This is a genomic window from Paenibacillus sp. HGH0039, assembly GCF_000411255.1.
Classification (GTDB): Bacteria; Bacillota; Bacilli; order Paenibacillales; family NBRC-103111; genus Paenibacillus_F.
On record NZ_KE150414.1, the window covers coordinates 10,144 to 36,222 of the forward strand.

General features: G+C 45.2%; 26 protein-coding genes. 16 read left to right on the top strand and 10 right to left on the bottom strand.

The features are described 5' to 3' along the window. Positions 1–1,887 precede the first annotated feature (1,887 nt). Positions 1,888–2,325: an ImmA/IrrE family metallo-endopeptidase gene (locus tag HMPREF1207_RS27675; protein ID WP_231392194.1), complete on the bottom strand. Its 438-nt coding sequence runs from the start codon at positions 2,323–2,325 to the stop codon at positions 1,888–1,890. Positions 2,326–2,512: 187 nt separating this feature from the next. Here HMPREF1207_RS27675 and HMPREF1207_RS30845 point away from each other — a divergent pair, with 187 nt between their 5' ends. Next, entirely contained in the window at positions 2,513–2,722 is a 210-nt protein-coding gene (locus tag HMPREF1207_RS30845; protein WP_442950140.1) for a helix-turn-helix domain-containing protein, read from the top strand. A gap of 2,057 nt (positions 2,723–4,779) precedes the next feature. On the opposite strand, the gene HMPREF1207_RS27690 is transcribed toward HMPREF1207_RS30845, so the two are convergent. Further along, on the bottom strand, positions 4,780–5,187 hold the full coding sequence (locus HMPREF1207_RS27690; RefSeq protein ID WP_009672951.1) for a helix-turn-helix domain-containing protein: 408 nt from the start codon (positions 5,185–5,187) through the stop codon (positions 4,780–4,782). Positions 5,188–5,361: 174 nt separating this feature from the next. Between HMPREF1207_RS27690 and HMPREF1207_RS27695 the strand changes: the two genes are divergently transcribed. From HMPREF1207_RS27695 to HMPREF1207_RS27745, 10 genes are all read left to right on the top strand, one after another. Further along, positions 5,362–5,613 carry a helix-turn-helix transcriptional regulator gene (locus tag HMPREF1207_RS27695; protein WP_016424230.1) on the top strand — a complete coding sequence of 84 codons (252 nt, stop codon included), beginning with the start codon at positions 5,362–5,364 and terminating at the stop codon, positions 5,611–5,613. A 14-nt stretch (positions 5,614–5,627) separates the two neighbouring features. Further along, positions 5,628–6,212, top strand: a complete 585-nt coding sequence (locus HMPREF1207_RS27700) for a transcriptional regulator (protein ID WP_009672958.1) — start codon at positions 5,628–5,630, stop codon at positions 6,210–6,212. A gap of 60 nt (positions 6,213–6,272) precedes the next feature. Beyond that, positions 6,273–7,922 (top strand): amidoligase family protein, encoded by a 1,650-nt coding sequence (locus HMPREF1207_RS29010; protein ID WP_009672954.1) that lies wholly within the window; start codon positions 6,273–6,275, stop codon positions 7,920–7,922. Positions 7,923–8,018: 96 nt separating this feature from the next. Beyond that, positions 8,019–8,777, top strand: a complete 759-nt coding sequence (locus tag HMPREF1207_RS27710; protein WP_009672950.1) for a hypothetical protein — start codon at positions 8,019–8,021, stop codon at positions 8,775–8,777. Between the two features lie 59 nt (positions 8,778–8,836). Continuing rightward, positions 8,837–10,624, top strand: coding sequence for a DNA topoisomerase (locus HMPREF1207_RS27715; RefSeq protein ID WP_009672956.1), 1,788 nt, complete (start codon positions 8,837–8,839; stop codon positions 10,622–10,624). A 121-nt stretch (positions 10,625–10,745) separates the two neighbouring features. Beyond that, a complete protein-coding gene (locus HMPREF1207_RS27720; protein ID WP_009672955.1) occupies positions 10,746–11,546 on the top strand; it encodes an ATP-dependent DNA ligase in 801 nt (266 codons plus the stop codon). A gap of 1,414 nt (positions 11,547–12,960) precedes the next feature. Then, the gene (locus HMPREF1207_RS27725) at positions 12,961–13,311 is read left to right on the top strand and encodes a hypothetical protein (RefSeq protein ID WP_009673033.1); all 351 of its coding nucleotides are present in this window, start codon (positions 12,961–12,963) and stop codon (positions 13,309–13,311) included. A gap of 243 nt (positions 13,312–13,554) precedes the next feature. Further along, positions 13,555–14,112 (top strand): hypothetical protein, encoded by a 558-nt coding sequence (locus HMPREF1207_RS27730; protein WP_009673046.1) that lies wholly within the window; start codon positions 13,555–13,557, stop codon positions 14,110–14,112. A 171-nt stretch (positions 14,113–14,283) separates the two neighbouring features. Then, positions 14,284–15,414 carry a homing endonuclease associated repeat-containing protein gene (locus HMPREF1207_RS27735; protein ID WP_009673034.1) on the top strand — a complete coding sequence of 377 codons (1,131 nt, stop codon included), beginning with the start codon at positions 14,284–14,286 and terminating at the stop codon, positions 15,412–15,414. Between the two features lie 440 nt (positions 15,415–15,854). After that, entirely contained in the window at positions 15,855–16,715 is an 861-nt protein-coding gene (locus HMPREF1207_RS27745; protein WP_009673025.1) for a homing endonuclease associated repeat-containing protein, read from the top strand. Positions 16,716–17,946: 1,231 nt separating this feature from the next. Here the strand turns inward: HMPREF1207_RS27745 and HMPREF1207_RS29550 are convergent. From HMPREF1207_RS29550 to HMPREF1207_RS27765, 3 genes are all read right to left on the bottom strand, one after another. Continuing rightward, positions 17,947–18,114: a hypothetical protein gene (locus HMPREF1207_RS29550; protein WP_016424236.1), complete on the bottom strand. Its 168-nt coding sequence runs from the start codon at positions 18,112–18,114 to the stop codon at positions 17,947–17,949. 209 nt (positions 18,115–18,323) lie between these two features. Further along, positions 18,324–18,479 carry an aspartyl-phosphate phosphatase Spo0E family protein gene (locus HMPREF1207_RS27760; RefSeq protein ID WP_009673045.1) on the bottom strand — a complete coding sequence of 52 codons (156 nt, stop codon included), beginning with the start codon at positions 18,477–18,479 and terminating at the stop codon, positions 18,324–18,326. Beyond that, positions 18,454–18,738: a hypothetical protein gene (locus tag HMPREF1207_RS27765; protein WP_009673036.1), complete on the bottom strand. Its 285-nt coding sequence runs from the start codon at positions 18,736–18,738 to the stop codon at positions 18,454–18,456. The genes HMPREF1207_RS27760 and HMPREF1207_RS27765 overlap by 26 nt, the downstream gene beginning before the upstream one ends. A gap of 170 nt (positions 18,739–18,908) precedes the next feature. Between HMPREF1207_RS27765 and HMPREF1207_RS27770 the strand changes: the two genes are divergently transcribed. Continuing rightward, entirely contained in the window at positions 18,909–19,238 is a 330-nt protein-coding gene (locus HMPREF1207_RS27770; RefSeq protein ID WP_036740762.1) for a helix-turn-helix domain-containing protein, read from the top strand. Here the strand turns inward: HMPREF1207_RS27770 and HMPREF1207_RS27775 are convergent. Beyond that, positions 19,235–19,663 carry a hypothetical protein gene (locus HMPREF1207_RS27775; RefSeq protein ID WP_009673021.1) on the bottom strand — a complete coding sequence of 143 codons (429 nt, stop codon included), beginning with the start codon at positions 19,661–19,663 and terminating at the stop codon, positions 19,235–19,237. The genes HMPREF1207_RS27770 and HMPREF1207_RS27775 overlap by 4 nt on opposite strands. A 458-nt stretch (positions 19,664–20,121) precedes the next feature. Between HMPREF1207_RS27775 and HMPREF1207_RS27780 the strand changes: the two genes are divergently transcribed. Then, positions 20,122–20,445, top strand: a complete 324-nt coding sequence (locus HMPREF1207_RS27780) for a helix-turn-helix domain-containing protein (RefSeq protein WP_009673031.1) — start codon at positions 20,122–20,124, stop codon at positions 20,443–20,445. Positions 20,446–20,552: 107 nt separating this feature from the next. Here HMPREF1207_RS27780 and HMPREF1207_RS30070 read toward each other — a convergent pair whose 3' ends face one another. From HMPREF1207_RS30070 to HMPREF1207_RS27795, 4 genes are all read right to left on the bottom strand, one after another. Continuing rightward, positions 20,553–20,711, bottom strand: a complete 159-nt coding sequence (locus HMPREF1207_RS30070) for a hypothetical protein (RefSeq protein ID WP_009673028.1) — start codon at positions 20,709–20,711, stop codon at positions 20,553–20,555. 32 nt (positions 20,712–20,743) lie between these two features. Beyond that, entirely contained in the window at positions 20,744–21,460 is a 717-nt protein-coding gene (locus HMPREF1207_RS27785; RefSeq protein ID WP_009673029.1) for a hypothetical protein, read from the bottom strand. 286 nt (positions 21,461–21,746) lie between these two features. Continuing rightward, positions 21,747–22,178 (bottom strand): type II toxin-antitoxin system VapC family toxin, encoded by a 432-nt coding sequence (locus HMPREF1207_RS27790; RefSeq protein ID WP_036740781.1) that lies wholly within the window; start codon positions 22,176–22,178, stop codon positions 21,747–21,749. A 2-nt stretch (positions 22,179–22,180) separates the two neighbouring features. Continuing rightward, positions 22,181–22,435: an AbrB/MazE/SpoVT family DNA-binding domain-containing protein gene (locus tag HMPREF1207_RS27795; RefSeq protein ID WP_016424238.1), complete on the bottom strand. Its 255-nt coding sequence runs from the start codon at positions 22,433–22,435 to the stop codon at positions 22,181–22,183. 303 nt (positions 22,436–22,738) lie between these two features. Here HMPREF1207_RS27795 and HMPREF1207_RS27800 point away from each other — a divergent pair, with 303 nt between their 5' ends. The 3 genes from HMPREF1207_RS27800 (at position 22,739) to HMPREF1207_RS27815 (ending at position 25,831) form a co-directional block, all read left to right on the top strand. Next, the gene (locus HMPREF1207_RS27800; protein ID WP_009673040.1) at positions 22,739–23,404 is read left to right on the top strand and encodes a type I restriction-modification system subunit M; all 666 of its coding nucleotides are present in this window, start codon (positions 22,739–22,741) and stop codon (positions 23,402–23,404) included. 45 nt (positions 23,405–23,449) lie between these two features. Further along, the gene (locus HMPREF1207_RS27805) at positions 23,450–23,878 is read left to right on the top strand and encodes a hypothetical protein (RefSeq protein ID WP_016424239.1); all 429 of its coding nucleotides are present in this window, start codon (positions 23,450–23,452) and stop codon (positions 23,876–23,878) included. A 546-nt stretch (positions 23,879–24,424) separates the two neighbouring features. Next, entirely contained in the window at positions 24,425–25,831 is a 1,407-nt protein-coding gene (locus HMPREF1207_RS27815) for a DNA cytosine methyltransferase (RefSeq protein ID WP_009673035.1), read from the top strand. The last annotated feature ends 248 nt before the right edge of the window (positions 25,832–26,079 follow it).

The following is a 26,079-nucleotide window of genomic DNA, read 5'->3' on the forward strand; positions in this document are numbered from 1 at the left end:
GGAGGAGCTCGGAGCCGGTTACGGCCGACGTTGGCCAGGCGAGCTGCAGGCGATCGGAGAGATCCGGAGGAGCTCGGAGCCGGTTACGGCCGACGGTGGCCAGGCGAGCTGCAGGCGTGCGGAGAGATCCGGAAGAGCTCGTAGCCGGTTACAGCTGACGGTGGCCATTCTATTTCTCAGTTTTTTCTTTAGCCTTCTTCTTTCGCCATGCTAATGTATCTTTCGTCTAAACCGTTTGGTTCCGTTTCGCCTCCCGCGGGGCTACGTCCGCCACCGGATTAAAATTTTCTTCTAAATTTCATCTTCATCGTATTTTTTCTTAGTCTTTCTCCCAGCTGCCCTACCTTAAAAATCTTCAAACATCTTGTTGATAACTCGGAAAAAACCAGCTTTTTATCCACACCCCGACAAATAGGTTGCCGTGCTTCGCACGCCTTAAGATTAAACCATCCTCCCCTCACCCACCCCTGCGTTAAAGGTAAACTGTGTCTGGGCGATGTTTTTTTGTTTTTATTCTTGACAAGAGGCGAAGCCGAACCTAGCATGGGTCGTGCGTGGTGGACACAGTTCACCTTATCCTTAGCAATTCGATAAATAATGCCGGGATAAGGTGATAGTCTAACATGGTTCGGCCGTCACGCATTGGGGTACGGCTCCCAGGGTTTGTTTCCATCACGCGTCATTCGACGCCAGCTGCTATAGAGCACAATTGCTCAGGATTGGTTACGGTTCCGTTGACCTATCCATTCACCACGAATTTACAGCTACTTATTCAACCGTGGTCTTACCTCCCTTGAACGGTTTCCAGCAAGGTTCTTGCGGCACTTTACCACGTACTTCTCGAAAGAACGGAACAGTCATGCATTGGATCAAGAGTCACATCCTGCATACTTCGTTTTGCCTTACGTTGGACTCGCCTATGGCTTTTGGTTATGTGTCTACACGCCCAACATGCCCCCGCCCGTGTCTGTTATCATCACGACAAGAGGGTAGACGGGGGCCAGGCCGGCTTCACTTAGCGCTGGTTAGTGCGCCAGTGGCCACGATCGGAACGTGGCAACCCGGAAATAACCGCATATTTGGGGTAAGGCTCCCTCCTATACGATGACAGGGGATTAACGTGGTATCCTGTCTCCTTTGTTGCAATCCACGGAGTTGGCAATCTCATAGCTTGTCTCTTACTAAAAAAGGCAATAAGAAACTAAGCCCCACGAAGTTCATTTTTCAAAAAAATGAAAACGTGTGCCTCTATTTGATTAGATAACTTTTTATGATCATTGAATGAAAAGCCGACGGCTTCTAATTCAAGTGAGAACCGAATAACTTAAAATTAGTTGGTAATACTTGTTTGTAGGCGGCTGGAATGTAAATTGTTTCTGCCCCACCGGTAATAGGTTAAGAAGACTGCGAATCTGTGTTTTTATGTAAAAAAAACTCTCCCTTAACCTTGGCCTCAGAGAAAAATAGGCAATAGGAAAGAGAGAGTAAGGACTTCACTTTTTTAAAAGGGTATGGTAAACTAAAAATGTGTCAAAAAGAAACACATTGATAATTAAGACATACCAAATAAATGAAGGCACAGACTCTGGTTCCTATCAATAAAATGTACATGCCGCCAAGCCCGTAACATTTTATTGATCATCAGTGAGGTGCTTTTATTTTTTTATGTAAAGACATAAGACAAAAATCTCTTTAAAAACCGAAAAAACGCACATTTCTGTGCGCCAAATAACTACAACTCGACCAAAGAGTGTATAGATACACCTCTTCCGTCGGATGTTATCAGCGCAAGTCCATATTACCATAAGCAGCCATCTTTGAAAAGACACAATCTTAGTGCTTGCATTCAGTAGATTCATATGGTATGATTTACTCAATATCATATTGTTATCGCGCTAAATTACCTCCACCCTCTGGGTGGAGGTAATTTATTTTTACACCAATCTGCTTTAATAAACTTTCCCCGATATCCTCACCGAAATTGTACTTCATCAATTGACAGCTAAAAATATTCGCTTCTATTTCCTCTACCCTTTCCAGATCACTTCCAGCCATATCGGTAAATAAGAAAGGCACTCCAGACTTTCGCTTGTTAAAATGTAAAAGATAATGTCCAATTTCATGGCCACAAATAAACTGCTGCCACTGTACACATAAATTCTTTTGAATAACTATAAAGCGTTCGTCGTGAATTCGCACCAGCATTCCTTTCACAGACGCAGGCAACTCCTGGAAGCGTACTTCAAGATTCATTTTTTCTGCAAGTTTAAATGGACAGCTTGTTCTGTACTGCTCATTTAAACGCTTTATTATGTCTATATACATGATGTCACAAACACCCCTCTATTATCCTCTACAGTAAATCCCTCTCAAAAATTGTATTCTACTTTGATAGTAATAAATTTATGACAACAATACAATCATTTTTTGGTAAAATAGTACTATATTTGATAAACAAATTTAGGAGGTAAGACCCATTAACGAGTTAAATACTGATAATCTTGGTGTTCTTCTGGAATCACTAAGAAAAAAAAAGAAAATGAGTTTAAGAGACGCAGCGTTAGCAAGCGGGCTGAGTCATAACTACATCCGTGAACTGGAGGTTAATAAATCAAGAGTTACTCTAAATCCTATCAAGCCCTCTTTTGCTACCCTAAGAAAGTTATCGGAAGCCTATAAATATCCGTATGAAGAATTATTAAAGATAGCCGGTTATATATAAAGTTCAATTACATAAAAGTTGTCAAATCAAAGAATTTTAAGTATGATAACACTAAGGTAAGGATCAACCATCTATTTTATCCTAAATGTGTTACTCATAAATTTGAGCAACCGCCGTGAAATTCCACATACATGGTTGAGGTATTGGATAATTCGCACCTGGTGCGCTTAATGAGCTCTCATGCTCTAATTCCTTCTAAACGAAGGCTCAATACGAAATTTTCGATCCTATTTCAAGAGGACGAACCAGTCGTAAAATCGAGACCCTGGGGTTACTCTCAGGGAATGGAAACTCAGTAGAAGAGTTTGTAGTCTGCTGAAAAATTCATTAATGAAAGACAGGACAAGTGTGTCCTTTTTCATTAATTTTTTCCACATTCTCGCTTTAACGATAATCTGGTTCGTCTTTTTGTCGTTAAATGTTGCTCAATTTCAATAGCAATAGATCAACTAGCAGTACGGAATCAATAAAGAAAGGAGGGGGGATCCTATGTCAAAAAAACGTGCAAAAGGAACAAAAAGAGGATTCTTAAAACTAAATATGTTTGGTATTTTCTCGCTCTTGATAGATTTTTCCTGGAACGAATCGGAGAGCTGATTTTTTGGATCGTGGATTCTACAGCTGCTCGCCTCCTGAGGATCCACAGAGCCGGCACGGCAGCCGGCGCTGGCCAGGCGAATCGCTGACGGCCTCGGACCGATGCTTCCGGCTCTCACCTGCAGGGGATGATCGGGGCCGCTTGAATCGCCATCCGCAGCTGCTCGCCTCCTGGGGGATCCGCAGAGCCGGCGCAGATGCCGGCGGACGTACGGCGTTGGCCAAGCGTACTGCTGACGGCGGCGGACTGGTGCTTCCGGATCCCGCCTGCAGGGGACGATCGAAGTGCGGCGATTCAGGCTCCTGGAGTTGCGGCCTCCTGGAGTTCCTCAGCGCCGGCGCGGCAGCCGGCCGACGGACGGCACTGCCAGGAGAATTGCTGACGGCCCCGGACCGGTGTGCTTCCGAATCCCGCCTGCAGGGGACGATCGAAGTGTGGCGGTCCAGGCTCCTGAAGTTGCGGCCTCCTGGAGTTACGCGGCGCCGGTGCGGCAGCCGGCGGACGGACGGCGTTGGCCAGGCGAATCGCTGACGGTCTCGGACCCGTGCTTCCGAATCCCGCCTGCAGGGGACAATCGAAGTGCGGCGGTCCGGGCTCCTGCAGTTGCGGCCTCCTGGAGTTACGCGGCGCCGGCGCGGCAGCCGGCGGACGGACGGCGATGGCCAGGCTAATTGCTGACAGCCGCGGACCGGTGTGCTTCCGAATCCCGCCTGCAGGGGACGGCCGGGCGCACTTGAATCGGATTCGCAGCTGATCGCTTCTTGGGGATCCGCAGAGCCAGCGCAGCAGCCGACGGACGGACGGCGATGGCCAGACGAGTTGCTGACGACCGCGGACCGGTGCTTCCGGATCCCCCCTGCAGAGGATGATCGGAGCGCGCCGGTCCGGGATGCTTCAGCTGCTGACCTCCTGGGAATCACGGCGCCAGCGCGACCCATGACGGCAAATGGCGTTGGCTAGGCGAGCTACAGGCGACCGCGGGACCGGTTCTTCCGGATACCGCCTGCAGAGGGCGATCGAGGCACGTCTGAATCGACCATCCGCAGCTGCTGGAATCCTGGGGATCCGTAGAGCCAGCGCGGCAGCCGGCGGACGGACGGCGCTAACTAGGCAAGCTGCAGACGTGTGCAACACAACCGGTTCTTTCCAGATCACAGTTGGGGGAGCCGGCACTATCGACCGATGGCCAGCAGCTGTTACTAAACATTCCCGCACGATAGCACGTGGAAGACCGATTCTCTCCGGAGTCCAGCCTGCAAAGGGCAATCGGCTCGTTCCCCCCTGCAGCTGACTGTATCTTCTGGTCAACAACACCGGACGCCGTAGACACCCAATAATTTACGGATCCGGCAGCTTGGGGAGCCAGGCACCGCCGGCATGATTACCTCCAAAGGCCACGATCAAATTTTGCTGGCGCTGCCAATTCGAAAAGAAGAAACCCGAAGAATAGCTAAAAACGCTACTCTTCGGGTTTCTTTTTTTCTGTTTCTCGTTGTTTTTTTTTGTTCTTTTTTTCACGGGCTTCTAAAAACAGTCCTTCAAGTACCAGGTTTAAACGTTCAATGTCCAAAGGAGTTAGTGGAACACCCTGGTACATGACAGATGATTGCTTTAAAAACTCTGTCAGCTCTATATCCTCTTCCATTGTCTCTTCCTGGACTTCCTCACGGCCCAATAAATAATCAGTTGTAGTTTTAAGATAATCAGCGATTCTCTTTAGATTATCAAGATCGGGCTCTCGATTTCCTAACTCATACTGACTATAAGAGCTCCTTTGTATGCCCAAGTGATCCGCAACATCTTGCTGCGTTTTTTTTCTTTGCTTTCTTACTTCCTTTAATCTGCTGGGAAGAAATTTATCCGCCATAAGCCGATCTCCTTTTCTAACTTTATTATACCTAGTGACCTCTAAAAAGAAACATATTATGTTGTCGAAATGAAACGAATTAGGTAAAAAAATATCTTGATTGTTTCAAACTGAAACGTTATTATAGGGAAAAAGTCTCAAATAGTATCATATTGAAACCTTAGGGGTGTCGTTATGCTAACATCAAACAAGCGTGATTGGATGGTAAAACAACGTAAGAAACTGGATTTAACCCAAGATGATGTCGCTAAAGAAGTTGGAGTAAATCGAGCTCATATTTCTAACATCGAAAAAGGAAACCGGAATCCTACAGTTGGTCTAGCGATGAGTTTAAGCGAAGTTCTGCAGGTAAACTGGCAGCGTTTTTTCGAACAGGAACCTGGAAAAAAAACTACGGAATTCAATACAAAGGCTATTCAATGCTGAAGGGAGAGGCACTCGTGGTTACCTTGTCACATTTAGATGTGGCTCCTAACAATACATCCTTGCAAACTCAATCGTGGGCCAACAAACTGCTGGTTGAATACATCGAATCAAGAGCCAGGCTACTTGAAGCTTCTAAAAAGGATATATCTGCTGAAGATCGGACAACGATCAACAGCATGATAAACGAGCTAAATGAAAGTATTTCTTATCTGGGGTACAAATATTGCGGGCTCCAGAACGATAGTGAAATTAAACATCTTAAAAACCAAATCCAATGGAATAAGCACAAAAGGTTCCCGTACGGCACTAACGATCGTCATGCAGACCCTTACTATACAGAGGATAAAATTATTGATGGCTTAGAAAAAGATGGCGTGGCCGAAGACACAGAAATTGTATCCATCGGCAGAGATATGGAGCATCTCTCGCCAAGGCAGAAGGAAATAATTGAAATGAAAGCCAGTGGCATGACTAATTCTCAGATTGCGGCCACATGTAAGGTAGCTGAAGGAACCGTCACGAAACATACAAAAATGGCCAGAGATAAAACCAAAGCCTTACAGGCAGAAGGATACCAGCTTTCCCTCGTCATTGAATAATGTCTGCCTCCCCCTATATAAGGTGAACGCAACTTTATCTATAGGGAGGATGTTTTCGAAATGCCAGCTAGACAAACATTAGCCAGCATTGCTTGCAGAGTATGTAATAGGCCGTTACGAAATCCTATTAGTATCGCGCAAGGTGTAGGGCCTGTTTGCATCAAAAAGGTTCGAGCCGCTCTAAACAGTATGCTTGAAAGTGTACAACGTGGCGAGGCCGCGCCCAATTATCAATTGGCCTACGCTGCCTCGCCGGAAGAATTAGCTAATATGGTTCGGGAGGATGTTGCTAATGCCTATCGAGAACAACGGCGTAATAGACGGCCATCCAGCCAGCCGGTGCAAGTGGAAATGGAAAGCGTCACTAGAGGAAGAAATGAAGAAGTTACTGTCGAATGGATAGACGCAAATAGAGCAAGAGTGTACTCAGCTTCAGGCAATACCTATCACTCTACTCATGATGCATGCGATTGCCCAGATTTTCGCTATCGTTTAGCGAGAGACCCTGAACTTGCAGCAGTTGGCTGCAGGCATATGCAAGCCTTGCGCCTGGCTCAACAACGGGTTAGCGCAGCCAGGACCGAACAGCGCCGCCTAAGAACAAGACAAGGAACTATTCCCGATTCACCTATTCAAATTCACGAAGACAATTTATCTACGTTTGCTCAGATTGATTGGACAGAAGATTCGGCAAGAGAAAGAGTCCTCGACATATGGAGAAGGGAAAGAGCCTTTGACGGAATATATATGAGCCGCAATGATGAAGCATGGAGTGATCTGCAAGAAAGCGCTCGAAATGAGTGGGAATATCAATACAGCAATGTTTTAGGTGGCACCAACAATACATTCGGTATTGAAATCGAAGTGAAGTTTAGAGATGGATACAGCAAACAGAGAGCTTTACGTGCTCTTTACGATGCCGGACTCACAAATACAGCCTCTGAATTAAGCTATCATTCGCAAGATGCCCCTGGCTTTTGGAAACCAGAGAGAGACGGATCGCTCGGTTCTAACGGATTAGAATTGGTTTCACCAGTACTTAACGATAATTCAGAAGCTTGGCAAAAGATTCAAGAGGCCACACGCATATTATCAGAGAATGGGGCCTATGTTGATAATAATTGTGGTGGACATGTACATATTGGAATTGCCCCGCTGGATCATCGGACTTATTCTTGGCAGCGTCTAGCCAGAATAGGTGTAGGGTATGAAAGGCAGTTTTTCCGAATGGGTGGAGCCAATTCGGATACCTATAGAAGAAATGGAACAACTGGTATTTTTCGCGGAACAAGCTATGCAAATCCCTTACCTGTAAGACCAATGATATCTTCTCTATCAAATGCTCAGAGAGCTCGTAGTATACTATCTCCTTCGCGGTATACTATTTTCAATGCCACAAACGTTGACGGTCACAGGTCCAAACCTACAGTAGAAATGAGATATCCTAACGCTACGTTAGACCATAGACAGCTTCAGGCTCAAATACAAGTTGCCAATGCAGTTATTCACCAAGCATCGATTATTAGGAATAACCATCCATGCAGTGAATTCACTCCTAAATTTACAGAAACTGAACAGCATCTTCGATATTCCAACATTCCAGTACCCGGAAGAGAGGAAAACAATTTCAGGTCCTTTCTTGACGTATTAGGTAATAAGAAAGATAGACTAGCTGCAACCTGGCTTTGGCTAAGGGGACGTGCAAGGTAGTACATTCACTACAGGAAATATTTTTAATAATTAATTGACTTGCAGGAAATTTATACATATACTCAAGGTAATATATACCAACTAAAGGTGGTTCTTATGGAACAGAATGGGAATCAGTTTGAAATAGATCGCCTGATGCTCGAAAACCAGAAAAAACTGCTCAATAAAAGGCGGTTTCTCGAAGAAAACGAGGAACCATCATTCCCCTTTGTTGTTGAGTTTCGAGATGGTAGAAGAGGAGAGGCTATAAACCCTCTTTACTTAATGGATCTCATTATAGAAGAGCATTTCTCCGATTGTGAGGACGTGCATACCCTCTACTTATTGGGCACTAATGTCTTAAGAGACCTTGCAGCATCTGAATTTTCAATGGATAGGGTTAGAGCGACTGTATATAGCAGTTCCGTCATCTACGACAATTTAATTGCCAATTATGAGGATGCCGTGGGAGAAGAACTGGATTTTGTTAATAGAGATAGTCCCGTTATCCTGGACTCCTGGGATGCATGGACAGTAGTTGCTTCTCTGATCAAAGCCGGCTACCTGAAAATCTATGAAAAATTACCGGTATGGTCTGACAAACATAAAGTTCAAGGCTGCGACCATTGTATATTCAGGAAAGCAGACGACCAGGGGCAAGAATACTGTGCTCTCTGGGAAACGAACTATTTTCGAGAGTGGGATAAGCTTTGTCCTTTCCCCACAAACGGATCTGGCTATACAGATTATCATGAGGTACGGCCCGAGGAAATCACCGATCCAAGCTATAAGACGGCCTTTATCCCAATTGAGCAAAGAAAAAATGAATACATGGGCTATAAGGTCAACGACAAACCGCCCGTAGAGGAAGATTAAAAACAAAAGGGATCTTAAGAGTATTGCTCTTCAAGATCCCTTTTTTTATAGGAGGAACTATGAATAAAATTTGCATTATGGCTGAAAAACGAAAGGTGGCCATGGATCATCTCATTCCTTTGATGAAAGAGAGCTTTACAAGGCATGCAGGCTACTATGAAAGCGAGAATTATATTGTAACCTGGGCTATAGGGCACCTTTTGCAGCTCTCGGATCCGGAAGACTACGGTGTAGAAGGACGCTGGAACTTGGATCAACTCCCTATTAAACCGAAAAAATTTACTTTGAAGCCTGCACCCATTAAATCCAAAAAGGATCAGCTTAATTGCTTGAAGACCCTATTCAACCGTAAGGACGTAGCGCTCATCATAAATGCGGCCGACGCGGGCAGGGAAGGCGCCCTCATCTTCGACGAGGTATACTCATACTCAAAAAGCAAGAAGCCGGTTAAATTTTTTTGGACCTCCTCGTATGTCTTGAAAGACCTTGAATATGCTCTCCAGAACATGAAAGACATGGCCGACTATAGCAATCTTATTTCTGCAGCCCGCTGCCGTCGCGATGCGGATTGGTTGTACGGTATCAACCTGAGCCGCGCTTACTCCGTCGTCAATGAAACAGCCCCACTGGGTAGAGTTATTACCCCCACACTCGCTCTGGTTGTAGAAAGAGATCGCAAGATTAACAATTTTGTTTCTGAGCCGCTTTATTCGCTGAAGGCGACGTTCGGATTTATCCCAATGCAATATAGGGATAAAAGTGGCCAAAGTAGCTTCAAAGAGAAAACCATCCTCCAGGAAATAGAGACTGAAATAGTGAGCCAAACAGGGCGAATTGTAAAAGTCCTAAATACCGAATCCTTGCTTTCTCCGCCTCTGCTTTACGATATTACGGATCTCCAAACCGAAGCCAGCCAGAAATTAGGCATTCCAGTAAACGATGTAAGCGAAATCCTTCAAACGTTGTCAGAGGGCGGTTATATAAGCTACCCTCGGTCAGATTCTAACTATTTACCTTCATCTATGGTTGAAGATATATCAGATATAATAACTGGCATGCTTAAGATACCATGTTTTTCAGAGACAGCAGCTGAAGCATTGGAAAGTGGGATAAACGTCTCAAACGCCTGTTTTAACGATGATCTTGTTACCGACCATTATGCTATTATACCGACGGGCGTCCACCCAGTGGATTTATCGGATCAAGCAAACGCAGTGTATCAAATGATTGTAAGACGTACGCTGATTCGTTTTTTAGCACCGGCTAAGTTCCACGAGCGAGAATTAGTATTGGAATGCCAAAACCATGAGTTTTTCGCTAGAGCAAAACGAATTACGTGTTTGGGTTGGCTTCAGCATTCAGAATATTCTCCCGCGTCTTCAAATTTGCCTAATTTCCCCGAGGGTAAACCATTACGGCATCAGAAGAGCTCAATTAACACAAGCATGACACGGCCTCCCCAGCCTTTTACCGAGGCTACTCTATTGATGGCCATGAAGTCTGCCGGCAAAAGCCTGCAAAGTTCTTCCCTCCGTCAATCAATGGATCAGAGGGGATTAGGGACACCAGCCACTCAATCCGGTATTATCGAACGGTTAAAAACCACCGGCTTAATCGCACGATCGACAAGTGGCCACCTATGCGGTACAGAGAAAGGCAAAAAAATAATTGAGAATCTAATTGATGATCGAATTGCATCCGCAGAAATAACTGGAGAATTTGAGTACAAGCTGAAGAAAGTTGAGGATGGGGAATTAAGCGGAGCTCAATTTATGGCTGATTTATCGCACCTAGTGACGCAGTATGTGGTTTCTTACAAAAACACGAAAAAACAGGCAAGGACTTAGAAGATACACATTACGTATTCCCTCCAACTCCCAGTTATAGAACACTTCCTAACTGCTAAAATGTTATGGAGGTGTTCTTTATGTTTATGCTCCTATGCTACTCCAATACAGCAAAGACAACATGCCCTTTAACAGCGCCCGGCACATCGCAGAGCTTAAGTTTGACGGTATACGTTTGATCGTCTCTCACACGGACGAGATTAAGTTATACACGCGTCATAACAACGATGTGACAGCGAAGTTTCCGGAGCTTGTTTTGAAATCACCTGTTCCTCCAGGAACGATCCTGGACGGCGAGGTAATTGTAACGGATGCAGACGGCAAACCGGATTTCGAAGGCATGCTTGCCCGGTTTCAGTCTAAAAGCAACAAAACACCGGTTACGTTTGTCGCTTTTGACATCATCAAGCACCGTGGAATCGACGTTACTAGTCTGCCACTCATGCGGCGCAAAGATCTTTTGGAACAAGCGTTTGAGGAAACGGATTACTACAAACGGGTGCAGGTTGTGAGAGGATTGACGACAGAGTATTTTAAGATCGTCAAGCAGCACGGGTTGGAGGGAATCGTCATTAAAGATAAAGATTCTCGGTACGAAATAGACCGTCGCTCGTGGGCATGGCAAAAGGTAATTAACTGGACGTATGCTGACGTTTATATATCAGGGTATCGCAAAAAAAACTTTGGATGGCTGGCTTCTGTCGAGGCAACAGACGGGAATATGCGGCCGGCTGGGATAATCGAGCTCGGCCCCACCCCTACCCATAAAAAGGCTTTTAATGGTGTGCGAAAAAACCTGGTTTTTGAAGAAGACAAGAATTTTGTTTATATGCAGCCGTTGTTAAAGGCCAGGGTTAAGACCAGAAACTGGACAAAAAAAGGAATGCTTCGAAGTCCTGTTTTTGTAGATTTCTTGCTGTAAGATGCTTTACAGACCTCCTCATTAAGGAGGTCTTTTTTATTAGAACTTTTGGCTGGTGCGAAGCCGGTTATCGGGATATGAGTGTAACGAGGAACCCGGCAGCCCTGTGCTGCAGACGACCGCGACCGATGTTTCCGGATACCGCCTGCAGGGGACGACCGCGGATCCGCAGAACTGGCGCGACCGGCGGACATATGGCGTTGGCCGGGCGAGCTGCAGTCGGCGGGGAACCGGTGATTCTGGATCTGCAGGGGACGACCGGGGAACGACCAGGCCGGCTCTGGCAGCTGATGTCCTCCCGGAGATCCGCAGTGCCGGCGTGCCTGGCGGACAGATGACGTCGGGCAGGCGAGCTGCAGTCGGTGGGGGACCACCAGTGATTCCGGATCCTTTATGCAGGGGGCGATCGGCCAGGTCATCTCCTGCAGCTGCCGGCCTCCTGGAGATCCGTGGTGCCGGCGCGGCCTGCAGCGGACAGATGGCGTGGCGTTGTCCAGGCGAGCTGCTGACGACGCCGGTGCTTCCGGATCCTTCTGTAGGGGACGGCCGGGGAACGGCCGAGCCGAGCTCATAAAGCTGTCGGCCTCCTGAAGATCCGCGGCGCCGATGCGACCGGCGGACAGATCGCGTTGGCAGGCCAGCTGCTGACGGCGCGGAACCGGTGCTTCCGGATCCTTTATGCAGGGGGACGACCGGGGAACGACCAGGCTGGCTCTGGCAGTTTCCGGCCTCCCGGAGATCCGCAGTGCCGGCGCGACCAGCGGACAGATCGCGTTGGCCAGGCAAGCAAGCTGCTGACGGCGCGGAACCGGTGCTTCCGGATCCTTTCTACAAGGGACGACCGAGGAACGACTAGGCTGCCTCCGGCAGTTGCCGGCCTCCCGGAGATCCGCAATGCCGGCGCGACCGGCAGCGGACAGATGGCGTTGGCCAGGCGAGCCGCTGACGGCCGCGGACCGGTGTGCTTTAGGGTATTGTCTGCAGGGGGACGATCGAAATACGGACGGATCGACCACCTACAGCTATTGGCCTCTTAGAGATCCGCAGGGTCGGCGCAATCGCCGGCAGCGGACGGTCGACGTTGCCAGACGAGCTGCAGGCGGGCGGGGACCGAGGCGATTCCGGATTCCTCTGCAGGGGAACGGTCCAGACGCGGATGCCTCTTTCTCCTTCAGCTGCTGGTCGTCTTCCCGAGAAACCGCCTGCCGGGCGTGGCCGGACTCCAGATCACCTGCAGGGCTTCCACGGGATAGCACTGTTTCTCTGGTATTTATCGAACTATATTTTATAACGTTCTCTTTTTGTTCGGTTGTGTTGTACAACCTAATATGATATATTTATATCAACAGAAGACGACATACACACAAAACCAACAAGCCGCAGATAGCGGATGAGGTCGAAAGGAAGAGTAAAAATGAAAGTAGTTATTAAAGGTACAGACAAAGTTGCCACATTAAGCATTACAGATGCTAACGGCGTGAATTACGTTAAAGATTTCATTGGTAACTACGATGCATTCTTGGACGGACAATTCACTATCAATGAGGACCTGCACGCCTATGAGGCCACCCAAGAAACTTTCGACTGGTGGGAAAAGGTCATCAACGACAACCAAGCGCTGGAAGATCGCCTCAACTCTCTCCGTGAAGAATATGGCTCGGATCGTGTGAATGAGATCGTAAGCGCCGCAAGCGACGTTGATCTCGAAGACCTTGCCGCCGCTGTAAACAAGGCGCTGGACGAGGAACTGAACTTGGGAAAGTAGAACCGCCCCTTGAGTACGTAGGAGCTGCGTGGATTGCTAAACGTATCGGCACCACGCAGCAAAACGTTAGCAAAACGGCAAAGGCTATGCTAGAGCCGTCATATCGCGGTAAAGAAAAACGTTTCTCGCGTCCAGACGCTTTTCTTGAGGGGAAACCTATGTGGTTAAAGAGTAAGTATGATCACCTTTCTGATCTTGATTAAGCCGCAGATACTTTAATGTATAGGCAAAAGGAGAATTAAGATGCTTACAGATAAAGAAAAACAACTTTGGGAAAACAAGTTCAATAAAACCGTTCAAAGATTTAAAGTGGATGTTAAAGTAACGGTTGCGCATCCTGTTACAGGTGAAATCTTTGAGCAAGAGAGTTATGCAATTTTAGACGAATTAGCCTTAGGAGAACTAAAAGATAACATTGAAAATTCTCCTTTCCGCATCATTAATGTATCTGAATCAGATGAAACCGAAAATTCCTTATTTTTCTCGGTACCAATGGAGCTAACTCCAGAAGAAAAGGAACTTGAAGAACGCTTAATTTCCACTCTTCAGCACTGCAAAACTCAAACGGATGCTTATTTCGCCTTTCATGAGGATGAAGTGAACTATGAAGGATTTTATCCAGGACCAGTTCCTACAGACTTTCAAGATAATGTAAAAATTTATTCGGAAGTTTGTGTATGTCATCCACAAGCATCTCCAAAGATAAAATACATTGCCGAGATAAAAAATGAGTTTTCTTTTGAAGATGAAACTATCATTGATATCTGGGATGTAAATAATTATTACGAGAATAACAGTTAGAAGTGTATAGCCCTCTTGCCATATTCCCCCAAATGCCCTTATACTATCCCTATGTCGTCCCTTCGTGGGGCGTGGATTGAAATATCCTTGAAGGTAACTTCAAGCGCAAGCCTCTGTCCTTTGGGATAGAGGCTTTTGCTATCACACGTCTCCAAAAGGAGTTGAGCCATAGTGCCTCCTAAAAAACTCGACCTTACCGGCCAACGCTTCGGCAGGTTGACTGTGATCTCAGAACTCCCCAAGGAAGGAAGTTCACCTCGTTGGCATTGTGTCTGTGATTGCGGGAAGACAAGGAACACGACGACAATACTTCTCCGCCGAGGAGATTGCAATAGTTGCGGATGCCTGCACGACGAGTATCTTGCTGAACGCCATTCAAAGACCGACACAGACATAACCGGGAAACGCTTCGGCAAGCTTGTTGCCCTGAATAAAGTTAAAGTCGAAGGCAAAAAATCCCGCATGTGGCTATGTCAATGCGATTGTGGCGAACAGAAAACGGCAGCAGCCAGCGAATTAAAAAAGGGACATGTTCGTAGCTGTGGCTGTCTGATTTCGGAACATGTAAACTCTTTTTTTGAAGCAGGAACAAACGTCCCTGCTTTGCTTGCAAATACGTTAAGCTCCCGAAACAAAAGCGGAACAAAAGGCGTTCACTTCAATTCCAGAAATAACAAGTGGATGGCATATATCATGTTCCAGAGAAAAAACTATAACCTCGGCAGTTTTGAAAATAAGAGAGATGCAATCCAAGCCAGGAAAGAAGCTGAAGCTCGATTGCACGGAGAATTCTTGGAGTGGTATTACTCCCGGAAAGAAAACAAATTAATACCCGAACAACCCAGAAGAAAAAGGAAACACAGCGACGAAGATCTTATACAAAGTCTTAGGGATGTAGCGAAGCAATTCCCGGACAAGTACCTTACTGTCTGGGATTATGCCTCCGTCTGTAGAAGTCCCACTTATCAAACCATCACGACCCGTTTTGGTTCGTGGGGAGAGGCTTGCAAAAAAGCCGGGGTACAAACAGTCCCGAGGTCTGATGATGCTGATAAACATCGAAAAGATTATATTAGGGATTACCAGCGGAGAAAGAAGCAACAATGGATTGCTGAAGGAAAATGTAAAAATTGCGGCGGAGACTGGATTCCGCCGGAGTCGAAACCGGGTAAAAGGAAAGCGTCCTATTGTCTAAATTGTCAAAAACGAACCGCAGACAGGCTTAAACGCCGTCAAGAGAAACGATTAGAACTGGCTCAAAGCATAATGCTCATATACGCTATGTTGCAGTTTTATAAATAATTGGGAATAGGCCTTACTTGAAGAACTGTACAATCGAGTCTTATTGGGACAGTAGAGCGAGGTAATACCATGACGAAAAAGAGAAGATGGAGCCCCGAAAAGAGAGCCCGATTATCCGAAAGGGGCCAGACTGAAAACTTGAAGTTGGGCACGCTTGCCGCCCAGGTGAACCCAAAGACTGGGCCATTTGAAACGAACGAACAAGCTTTGATCTGGGTCCTTAAATCCCCGGAAGGCATAGTTCATGAATTTAGAAATCTTAGCCACTGGACACGGCAGCATGCCGACATTCTGCCCGGCACTCCTGAACAAGCTAGGTGCGGTATTATGCAAATTAAAAGGAGTATGCTAGGCAAAACCCGGCGTCCGGTCACTAGTTGGAAGGGTTGGACCCTTTTAGGTTGGCGCAAACCAGACAATGGGGAAAGTGGGTCATAATAATGAGTAAACCACTGGCTAAAACATGGAAGCGTCGAGAGCACTTCCGTTTACGCGAACAGAAAAGACGTGATGAATGCAAAGAAAATGGCCTCTGCCCTCAGTGTAAGGGACCGTGGATCGAACCATTATTAAAACATCGCGTAAAGCCGGAGCATTGTCGAAATTGCCAGGATTACTACAGCTACCGCTACCTCAAGAAGAAAAATCCTCCCGACAGCGAACTATTAAGAGTCATACACCGTGTCATGATCTTAAGCGAAAAACAGATAACTAAGCCCGTACTGATTGATGCGCTCTCCAAAAAAGCTAAGAAACACGTTCTCGATATCCTTCTCGAACGTCACGGAAGTTGGATTAAAGTACGCCAGCTCGTGGGTATTATCAAGAAAAAACCACCCAAACTTGAGCGACACCTAACGGGGAATAGATACAGCGATGAAGAGCTTTTACGTGTTATTCGGGAGGTTGCAGAGCGATTTCCCGGTAAGCACCTTACAGTTTGGGACTATGATTCCGTTAGGAAAACTCCGAGTTTAAAAACAATTAACGCCCGTTTCGGATCATGGGCAGCTGCCTGCGAAAGAGCAGGCGTGAAAACTGTTCCGAGGTCTTTAATGCCTACCCAAGACCGATATGAATACCTTCGTTATAAAAGATACTTACTGAATAATCACCTTAAAGCCACCGGACGTTGTGAGCAATGCCACAAAGAATGGATTCCACCAATCACAACACCGGGAAAAGGAGCGCCTGCATATTGTCTTAACTGTCAGGAACGTGTTAAGGAAAAAAATCGACTCAATAAAGAATTAAAACAAAGCATATTGCTCATATCCGCTATGTTGCAGTTTTATAATTGATCAAACATTTGAAGAATATCCCTTCCTTGCTATCGGATTGCCTTGGAACTTTAAGGTGAAGGTCTGGCGCTAAGCATCTCGTTTTTCTCCAACTGCCTGCCTTGTTCTCTGAACAACACTGCGTTGATCCGATCGAACGGTTCTTTACGGATCCGCTGGCACTTTAATGACTCGATTTGCTTCAGATGCATGGCCATAGGGAGTACGATGCGGCAGCCGGCGGAAGGCGGTGCTTCCGGAGTCGCTTACTATGTGTTACACTTAATGTGTTGCCTAAGGCAAATTTCTAAAGATAGAAAAGATCTTTATCGCTGGAACGATAAAGACTCTAAGAAGCAATAGATTCAAGTTGCGTAGATCTACCCGACGTCTGACAAATTAATTTAAACACGAAAGCCCACTTCAGTTCCTCAACTAGATGGTGGGTTTTTTTGTTTCTTCGTGGCCACCCGGCGGACGGCGGGCGTGGCCAAGCGAGTTAAGCTGCAGGCGGGAGAGGACTGTGGTGCTTTCGGATTCTTCTGCCAGGGACGATCGGGATGCGGACGCACCGGTCTCCTTCAACTCCTGGAGATCCGTGGAGCCGGCGCAGCCGACGCCGGATGGTTGACATGGCCAAGCGAGCTGAGCTGCGGGCGGTGCTTCCGAATTCGCATGCGGGTGGGACGACAGGACGTGCCGGCGCGGTGTTCCTCCAACTGCAGGCGGGAGCAGACCGCGATGCTTCCGGATTCTTCTGCCGGAGACGTTCGGGATTTGGACACACCGGTCTCCTTTTACTCCTGGCCTTCTGGAGATCCGCGGAGCCGGCGCGGCCGCCGGCGGACGGTGGATGTGGCCAAACGAGCTGAGCTACAGGCGGGAGAGGATCGTGGTGCTTCCGGATTCTTCTGCCGAGGACGATCGGGATGCGTACAGACCGGTCTCCTTCGACTCTTGGCCTCCTGGAGATCCTCGGAATCGGCGCGGCAGCCGGCGGACGGAGGCGTGGCCAAACGAGCTGAGCTGCAGGTGGGTGAGGACCACGGTGCTTCCGGATTCTTCTGCAGGGACGATCGGGATGCGGACGCACCGGCCTCCTTGAGATCCCCAGAGCCGACGGACGGAGGCGTGGCCAAGCGAGCCGACCTGCAGGTGACGTATACCGAGGTGCTTCCGGATCTGCACGCCATGAAAACCTTACGAGGGACAATAAAGGCAACAAAAAAAGTTCGTCTAATGACGAACTTCATTATTTTTCATTCACCTGTTTTTTTGCCGCAATATTTTCAATTTCCAGCTGTCTCTGGGCGTATTCTTTTATTTCCGCTAATGTCATACCCGAGTTGGCTATTTCGGATAGACAATTCATGAGCCTTCTATTCTTTTCTTGGTACTGTTCCAATACAGTCTGTACCACTTAAACATCCCCTCTCAATTAGAATTGTAGATCAGTGATATACATATGTAATTCCACGCGTTTCTCCGCTCTTACTTGAGGCAACTTTGTAAAATACCGGAGTAGGTTCAGAAGAGTACCCCGCCTCAATTTTACGATGTTCGATAAGAACTTTCAAAGCGTAAAGTGCCCCCAGAAACAAAATTACTCCGATACCAAACCAAATAAGATCAAGCATTATTAAACTCTCCCTTCATATATTCATTTAGCAGCTCGTCCAACTGCTGAGACTTTTCTATTACAACAGGATGGCAAATGCCGTGCTCATCTGCCAATGTATTGAGCTCCAGCCTTAATAGTTCAATGTGCTGTTGAAGGTTTAACATCTTTGGACGTTCCTCCTTCTGCAAGGCTTTTCACTTTGAGATAGCTGTTAGCAGCGTACACCATAAAATCATTGAGGTTATATTCCATCAGCTCCATTATTTCGTCAGCTGCCTCAGTAGTGTTGCAGCCTTCTATCAATGTTTTAACTACTACCTCGTTGCTAACGATATTCCACTCACCTCCGAAAAAAATTACTTGAACACCTTCATATTTAATTTTTTTCTCTAAACGATCCTTCAGAATATGTATACTGTTCATTTCGCAACTCCTCGTATATCTTTACATGAGTAGGTACAACGCTTTTCGTTGTACATACAACGTTTAACGTTGTGTTAATATTAATATACAACGTTTAACGTTGTAAATCAAGATAGTTGCCACTATTTACGTAGTATTTTTTATGGTATGATTAACTTGAGGTGACGACTTTGAAAATTTACTTTACTCTTAAAGACATTTTGGATGCCCGAAGTATATCTCCACGACAATTTTCATTGGATACTGGGATACGTGATGGAACCGTGTACGATATTTGTAATAATAAAATTGAACGATTACCTGTTAATATCATTGATAAAATCTCAGAAGTACTCGATATTGAACCAGGGGATTGGATAAAGCACAGAAAAGATAATGCTGAAGTGGATGACCATTTAGCTAGGATCATAGAAATGCTTGAAAAACAAAAAGACCCGTCCAATGTTGAACGAGCTTACCGAATTCTCAATGAAGTATTCAAGTGTAAATGTACGGATTAATACAGGGAGGTAAAGGGCGGGGGAGTGCATAGAAAGAGATTTTTTTCACTTTCGTGTAGTATTTTTTCAACGTTTTCCCCCAAATATCTCCTTTTGCGTATATCTACATCTGCCGCAATGAGTGACCACAGCAGGCTGAGGCTGCCTCGATAACCGCGACAAGCATAGGAGGCCGAAATACCGACTTCATTACGCTTCTGTTCATAGACTTTAATTCCCCTGGATCGAAAGAAATTTTTTAAATGAGTCAATTCGATTGTGGCCAGGTCCATTCCGCGACCTAAAGCATCGACATAAGGCTGAGGAGATTTTAGAGCCTGCTTCATGACCTCGGAGTCACGTTCAAACACCGTCAGGACGATCGGTATTAACACATACTCTTTGATAAAGGAGACTTCCTCGCTGGTTGCATATCCTCTGCTCATAGACCCCCCTTAAACAAGAACATTCGTTCCTGTTATTATACCAAAAAGGTCCGGGAGTATACACTCAACAATAGGTCTATTTCCTACATATCTAAAAGGGCTAAGCAAAAAGAGACCTCTCTTTTAGAGGATCTCTTTTTGCTTCATCTTAAGAATTCCTGCAAGTAGTCTCCAGCCGCAGCGATTGCAATGATCGCGTAAACAACTGCCACAACCCTGCAAACCCCGCGAAATAACGAAGCATCACTCTCCTTGCGACGACGTTCCTTCGAATCAATCGTAACTTTTTCTATCACTTCACTCACTCCACATGTATTTTTAGGAATCTAATACATATCATACCATAAATTGTACCATTAAAATAGTACATTGATGAAGTAAATGTATCATTTAAATGGAGTGCATAATTCTTTAAATTTTGACTAGACTCTTATGTATTACCAAAGGGTCGGTGTGTTATGAAGAAAAATACGTTACAAGAAATTGGCCAAGCGATCCGGGTTGCTCGTCTGAATGCTGGGTTAACGCAGGAGGATCTCGCTGAAGCGAGCGGAAAAGAACGTGGCTATATTAGCGACGTAGAGCGCGGAGGAAAAAATGTAACCATCCGAACTCTGGACGACATAGCCGAGGCGCTCAGCATGGATGCCCTTGATATGATACAGCTATACAGGTCGCAGGATGAGACTATCGCGGCAGTTGTAGCGTTATTGGATGGGGAGAGTGTAGAAGAAAGGAAACGGCTGCTCGAAATTTTGAAATTGATATGCGGTCGAAAATAATCCAATTCCGAGCGGCCACACTCGGAATTAAAAAAGCCAGGATCTCCGATAAATCGGGACCCTGGCTTTTTTAGATATGTTTATTTCCTAATGTACAGAGTGTTAACCTAATCCTCTTTAGTTCCTTTAAGAATCCAAGTGCCAACAAGCCAAATAAAAACAAAATTAACAATCATGGATAAAAATGTATCCAGTTTCGTTGAAATAAAAATGACTGCAATTAAAAAAGGGACGGCTAGAAGTATTCTTTGGGTGCGAGTTTTCATTACGTCCACCGCCTTACTACTTATTTCAAAAACTAATTACCATAGTAATCTTTAGTAGTGAGATAAACTTTAGAGCCTAAGTCCACGTGGGGTTCACTAATTACAGTTTTTTTCAAAATCGTCCGGTAAGGGTCTGCATAAATATCCTCTACATAGTAGTATACATCTCTCCCATAGTAATCACTATACGTTTTGTAAAATGTTGTATAAGTATACTTCCAATCTACATGATTGTTAACCCAGCCAGATACGGCAGTGGTGAAACTTCCAATGGCGGCTGTTGTATATACATTCTTGGTTAAAATTCCGCCAATGAGTCCAATCGTATTAGTAACAGCCGCTGAGACAAAAGTAATAACATCCTTTTTAACAGCATTTTTATAGTCGTTTGACTTCCTGCTCAATACAATAGTTTCATTCCCCCAAATTGGATCGGATTTAGGGGAGTAGCTATCAGGGTTAGTCACCGTTTTAGCATTGTGACGATTAGCCAAGAATTTCTCTGCCTCGGCCCGTACACTTGAATTTTCTTGAAGGATGTCAGAATCCTCTGATCCAGCGGCGATGGTAACACTCACTCCATCTTTTGTTATGATATCCGTATTAGCGCCGAGTGATTCCGTTGTGTTTTCCTCGACTTTTGAAGTAGATGACGTTGCCTCATGGTTGGGGGAAGCTGCTAAAGCATTGTACGGAATTGCGGTGACAATAAGTGCGGCGGATAAAGTAGATAGAATAGTTTTCTTCATGGCTCTCTCCCTTAGAACAGTTTTTGCAATAGCATTAATAGTACATTTCTTCCATAATTGTATTATTAAAGTATCACACCACGTAATGCTACCAAATATTTACATGGTAGTCAATGGTAATTATATTAGGTGGACATCGCTTTCATTTGCTGCATTGTGCTTGGTTGTTGTGTTAGGGGACCGGTAGTATCTTGCAATGCCGGTCCTATTTTAGTTACTTTGTCCAGAAATGAAACAAAAAAAGCCCTGCAGTCTACATGAGACTTTACAGAGCTTCGTTGCCTGGTTATTCAACTTCGAGTTCTTCTATACTGATACATTTGATTTCTTCAACGTCTTTAAGCCTCAAATCATTGGTAACAAACGCTTCAGCATGCCCTTCTATAGCAGTAGCCAAAATTAATGCGTCCGGAGTTTTCATTCCATATGTGGCCCTTAATGCAGCTGCTCTTTGGGCTACAACATCGTTTACAGGTAGTAACTCAAGATTCGGAAAATGGGAAAACAGAACTTTATATCTGTTGGCTATGTTCGACTGTCCCTCTTTTAGAGGTTTAACTAAAATTTCTGTAAGAGTAACTGTTGAAGCTAAAGCGATTATCTTCCCCTGTTCGACTAAATCCAGTATTTTTTTGGATTTCTCACCATACTGCGGATGTTTTTCAAACACATATATAAAAATATTCGTATCTAAGCATACCCGATATATGTCCGACATTTTCACCAATTTTCACGCTCATTCCTGATATATTCATCGCCCGTTTGCTTTTGCCATATCTCTTCACCCAAACCCCAAAGTGCGTCGGAGAAAGATTTAGGTTTAGCTGTTATAGAAACTTGCTTAGTGTCGGGGTCATAACTCCATATGAGGGTATCACCAATTCCTAATTCTGCTTTCCTTCTAATATCTTCGGGAATGGTTGTCTGATATTTATTCTTCACTTCAGATTCACCAGCAATTCTCACTTGTGACATAATACAATCACACCTTTTCAACATTTTTTATATAGAGTATACCACACTCTGCGAATTGTTACACTTTTTTAATAAATGTCATACTTTTTATTTTATGTAGTACTAATTTTATTTTTGTACGACTATTTTAAATATTGTCATACAAAATTTAGTATGTTATATTTAGGGCACAGAATATCTCTTCTGTGCCCTAAATTCGTATTTTATTACCCTTAAATGATTACGCTACATACTTAAAACTCGAACAATTTGGGGCACGGAAGAATTAAGGCTGTAATTAACTAAAACTGACGAGGTGTAGTAATGAAAAACATTAATGGATTACTCGGAATAAACGACTCATACCAAGCACCAACAAAAATCATGGAAATTCTGTACGACCGTAAAAGACGGGAAGAATTATTTATGAAGTTTCTCGAAGCGTTCAACTTTGATGTATCCTATGACTGGTTCCATTATTATTTCCAAGACGAACATGCTGATCGGAAACAAAAGAAACAAGACTTCACGCCTGTAGGTGTTGCTGACTTGCTCACGGCATTAACTGGTGTGGACGAAGGTACTACCTATGATTGTGCAGCAGGAACAGGCGGAATTACGATACGTAAGTGGCAAGCAGGTCGTACACGAACTTCCCTTGTCGAGTATAAGCCGTCCAACTATCTGTATGTGTGCGAAGAAGTAAGCGATAGAGCAATACCCTTCTTATTATTTAATGTCCTAATACGGGGAATGAACGCAATTATTATTCACTGTGATGTTCTATCTCGCAATACGTACGGCGTGTTTTTTGTTCAGAACGATAAGGACAATCCCAATGGATTCTCAAGCCTTAATGTAGTGCCGTACTCCCAAGATTTAGCTAGTTTTCTGGCAGTGAAGTTTGTAGAAGAACGTTATTCAAATTTGATTGAGTCGAAAGAATACCCCGCGCATTTATATGATTATAGCAGCAAGCAAGCGATATAGATCAACCTGGTAATTCAAACTAAAAACGAAGGAGCTCGATGACCTATGCAACAACGTCAACCCATTGATCCATCCAAATTGAAAGTAATTAACCCGGGGGATTTTGTCACTTTCGAGTTGGTGAATGGATCTTGCTTTAGTGGAGTAATAAAGGAAATTGGAAAGTTTAAATTTGACTATTGGTGGCCTTCTCCGAGTACTTTCCAGCCAGAAGACATCCACCGCATCAAATTTCATGAAAGAAAGGATGAAACAAAATTACTTTATGTTCTAATCAAATTCTCGAATGAAGATTTGTTAGATGCAATCGTTTATTCATCGTTTGATCTGGCTAAACAAAATTTCTTTGACTACACAGGAGTTACATACGAGAAATTTGAGAAACGTCTGTCCGCGGGTGAAGACTATGAAGAAATTCTCGGATACAAATATGCCGGTACGCTGATTAAAACTAGACAAATATTATCTGTTTGATTTTAGGAGAAGCAGCATGGTCTACGTAAGCTTAAACGGCCACCGCAACACGCCAGAGGTAAATCGAAAATGGATTCATCGAGACACCAGGTATACGCTGTTGCGGGGCATGTATGGGAACGTATACGAAATCATCGACCATGATCGAAAAGTGCGGTATCGCCAGGATCACCCAATTGTAGACCCTGGCGACTTATTCGATCCGGACGCGCTCTATCTTTTCATTGTGATTACTGCCAGCAGCGTACAGGTTCTATCCGCCTGGTTCGCTATAAGCTGGTTTACAATTACTTGGTTCGTCCTCACACCAACCCTAAATGGATGAAGACAATCACTCACGTTTCATATGCCTGCTGTCCCGGCTGCAATCCAAACGATTTGCCTATTCCGGAACAGCTTAAAGCCTACCATCTTGTCCAACTTTATCAAGATGATCGGTTAATACATACTCAGCCGCGGCGGACTTAAAGAAGAGAGTAGGCTGCCGAATTGAGGCAGCCTATTTCTTTGTTAGAGACTACTATGAAATGAATGGGGAGGCTTCCAGTGATATTACAAAAGGAAGTATCATGCGATCAATTTTGTGGTGGCGGTGGTGTAGGGATCGGTTACGAGGAAGCAACAGGTTCAAGCTTTGATCACGCAATAAATCACGATTCAGACTCAATCGGAATGCACCAGGTGAACCATCCCTATACGACACATCATCAGGAAGATGTATGGCTAGTTAACCCTTATGACTTGGCCGCCGGCCGATCAGTGGCGCTTAATTGGCTAAGTCCATCATGTACCCATCACAGCGTAGCTGCAGGGGGAGTGCCCAAAAACAAACAACTGCGCGGACAAGCTTGGCTTGCTGTAAGATGGGCGGCAACAGTCAAACCGAGAGTTCAAATTTTGGAAAATGTTAAGGAATTTAGATCCTGGGGGCCCCTGCTTGAGAATGGGCAGCCTGATCCTGAGAGGAAAGGTGAAACCTATAAAAGGTTCATCGCCGCTATGATCCGACATGGTTATGAAGTTGAAACCAAAATACTAAAGGCTTGTGATTATGGAGCACCCACCGGCCGTGAAAGATTATTCATGGCAATGCGCCGTGACGGCCGCCCTATTGTTTGGCCAGAGCCCACTCACGGAGATCCTAAAAGCGAGGCAGTCCGTTCCGGCCGGCTCCTTCCGTGGCGATCAGCAGGTGAAATAATCGACTGGTCAATCGAGTGCCCATCCATCTTCACGCGTAAACGGCCATTAGTAGCAAAAACTCTACGTCGAATTGCCCGGGGACTAAGGCGGTTCGTGCTCGAAACAGACGAGCCTTACTTTGTTCCTTCCCACGCTGCGGTTGGGAACCTTACTAATCAATCGGACTCAGTTCTTGCCTTCTTATCAAAATATTATGGGGAAGTCTCCCCGGGAGAGGCACGCGGACAAAGTCTTTATGATCCGCTGCATACAATCAGCACAGCTAACCGATTTGCACTGGTTACGAGTCACCTGGTCAAGTTCAGAGGAGATAATTACGGATCATCAACGGCAGCTCCACTGCCGACAATATCCGCGCAGGGAAATCATGCTGGAGAAGTGCGAGCCCTCCTTATTAAATATTATGGGGAAGGGATCGGGCAGAACCTTCATGATCCTCTGCATACGATACCGACTAAGGACAGATTCGGGCTGGTTTTAATTAAAGGGGATCTGTATCAAATTGTCGACATAGGGTTTCGCATGCTACAACCACATGAGCTATTTGCAGCTCAAGGTTTCCCTTCCGACTACATCATTGATCGAGATGCTTCCGGCAAAAAACTTTCAAAGTCATCCCAAATTGCACGCTGCGGAAACTCCGTTCCGCCGGCCTTCGCTAAGGCTCTTATTGAAGCGAATCTTCCCGAGCTGTGCGTGAATAAAAAGTCTTATAAATCAGAGTACCAATACGAACTACAGTTAATGTAAAGGTTGGCAGTTAAGACTCTGTTCAAAGAGAATTAATTGCCGACAACGGAATATTCTTGTCCATACTTTTTCAAATATTTAGACAAACTACATGCTATGATGTAATTAAAAGACATAGCGGCAAAATTATGTTTTCACTCTTGTTTTCACTCTAGTGTATGCAAAAAAATAGTAGCATACTGCATTACTCGAAGATTATTTTACAATGTAATTCAGGAGGAAAGTCCATGGGGTTTGAAATCATTAAA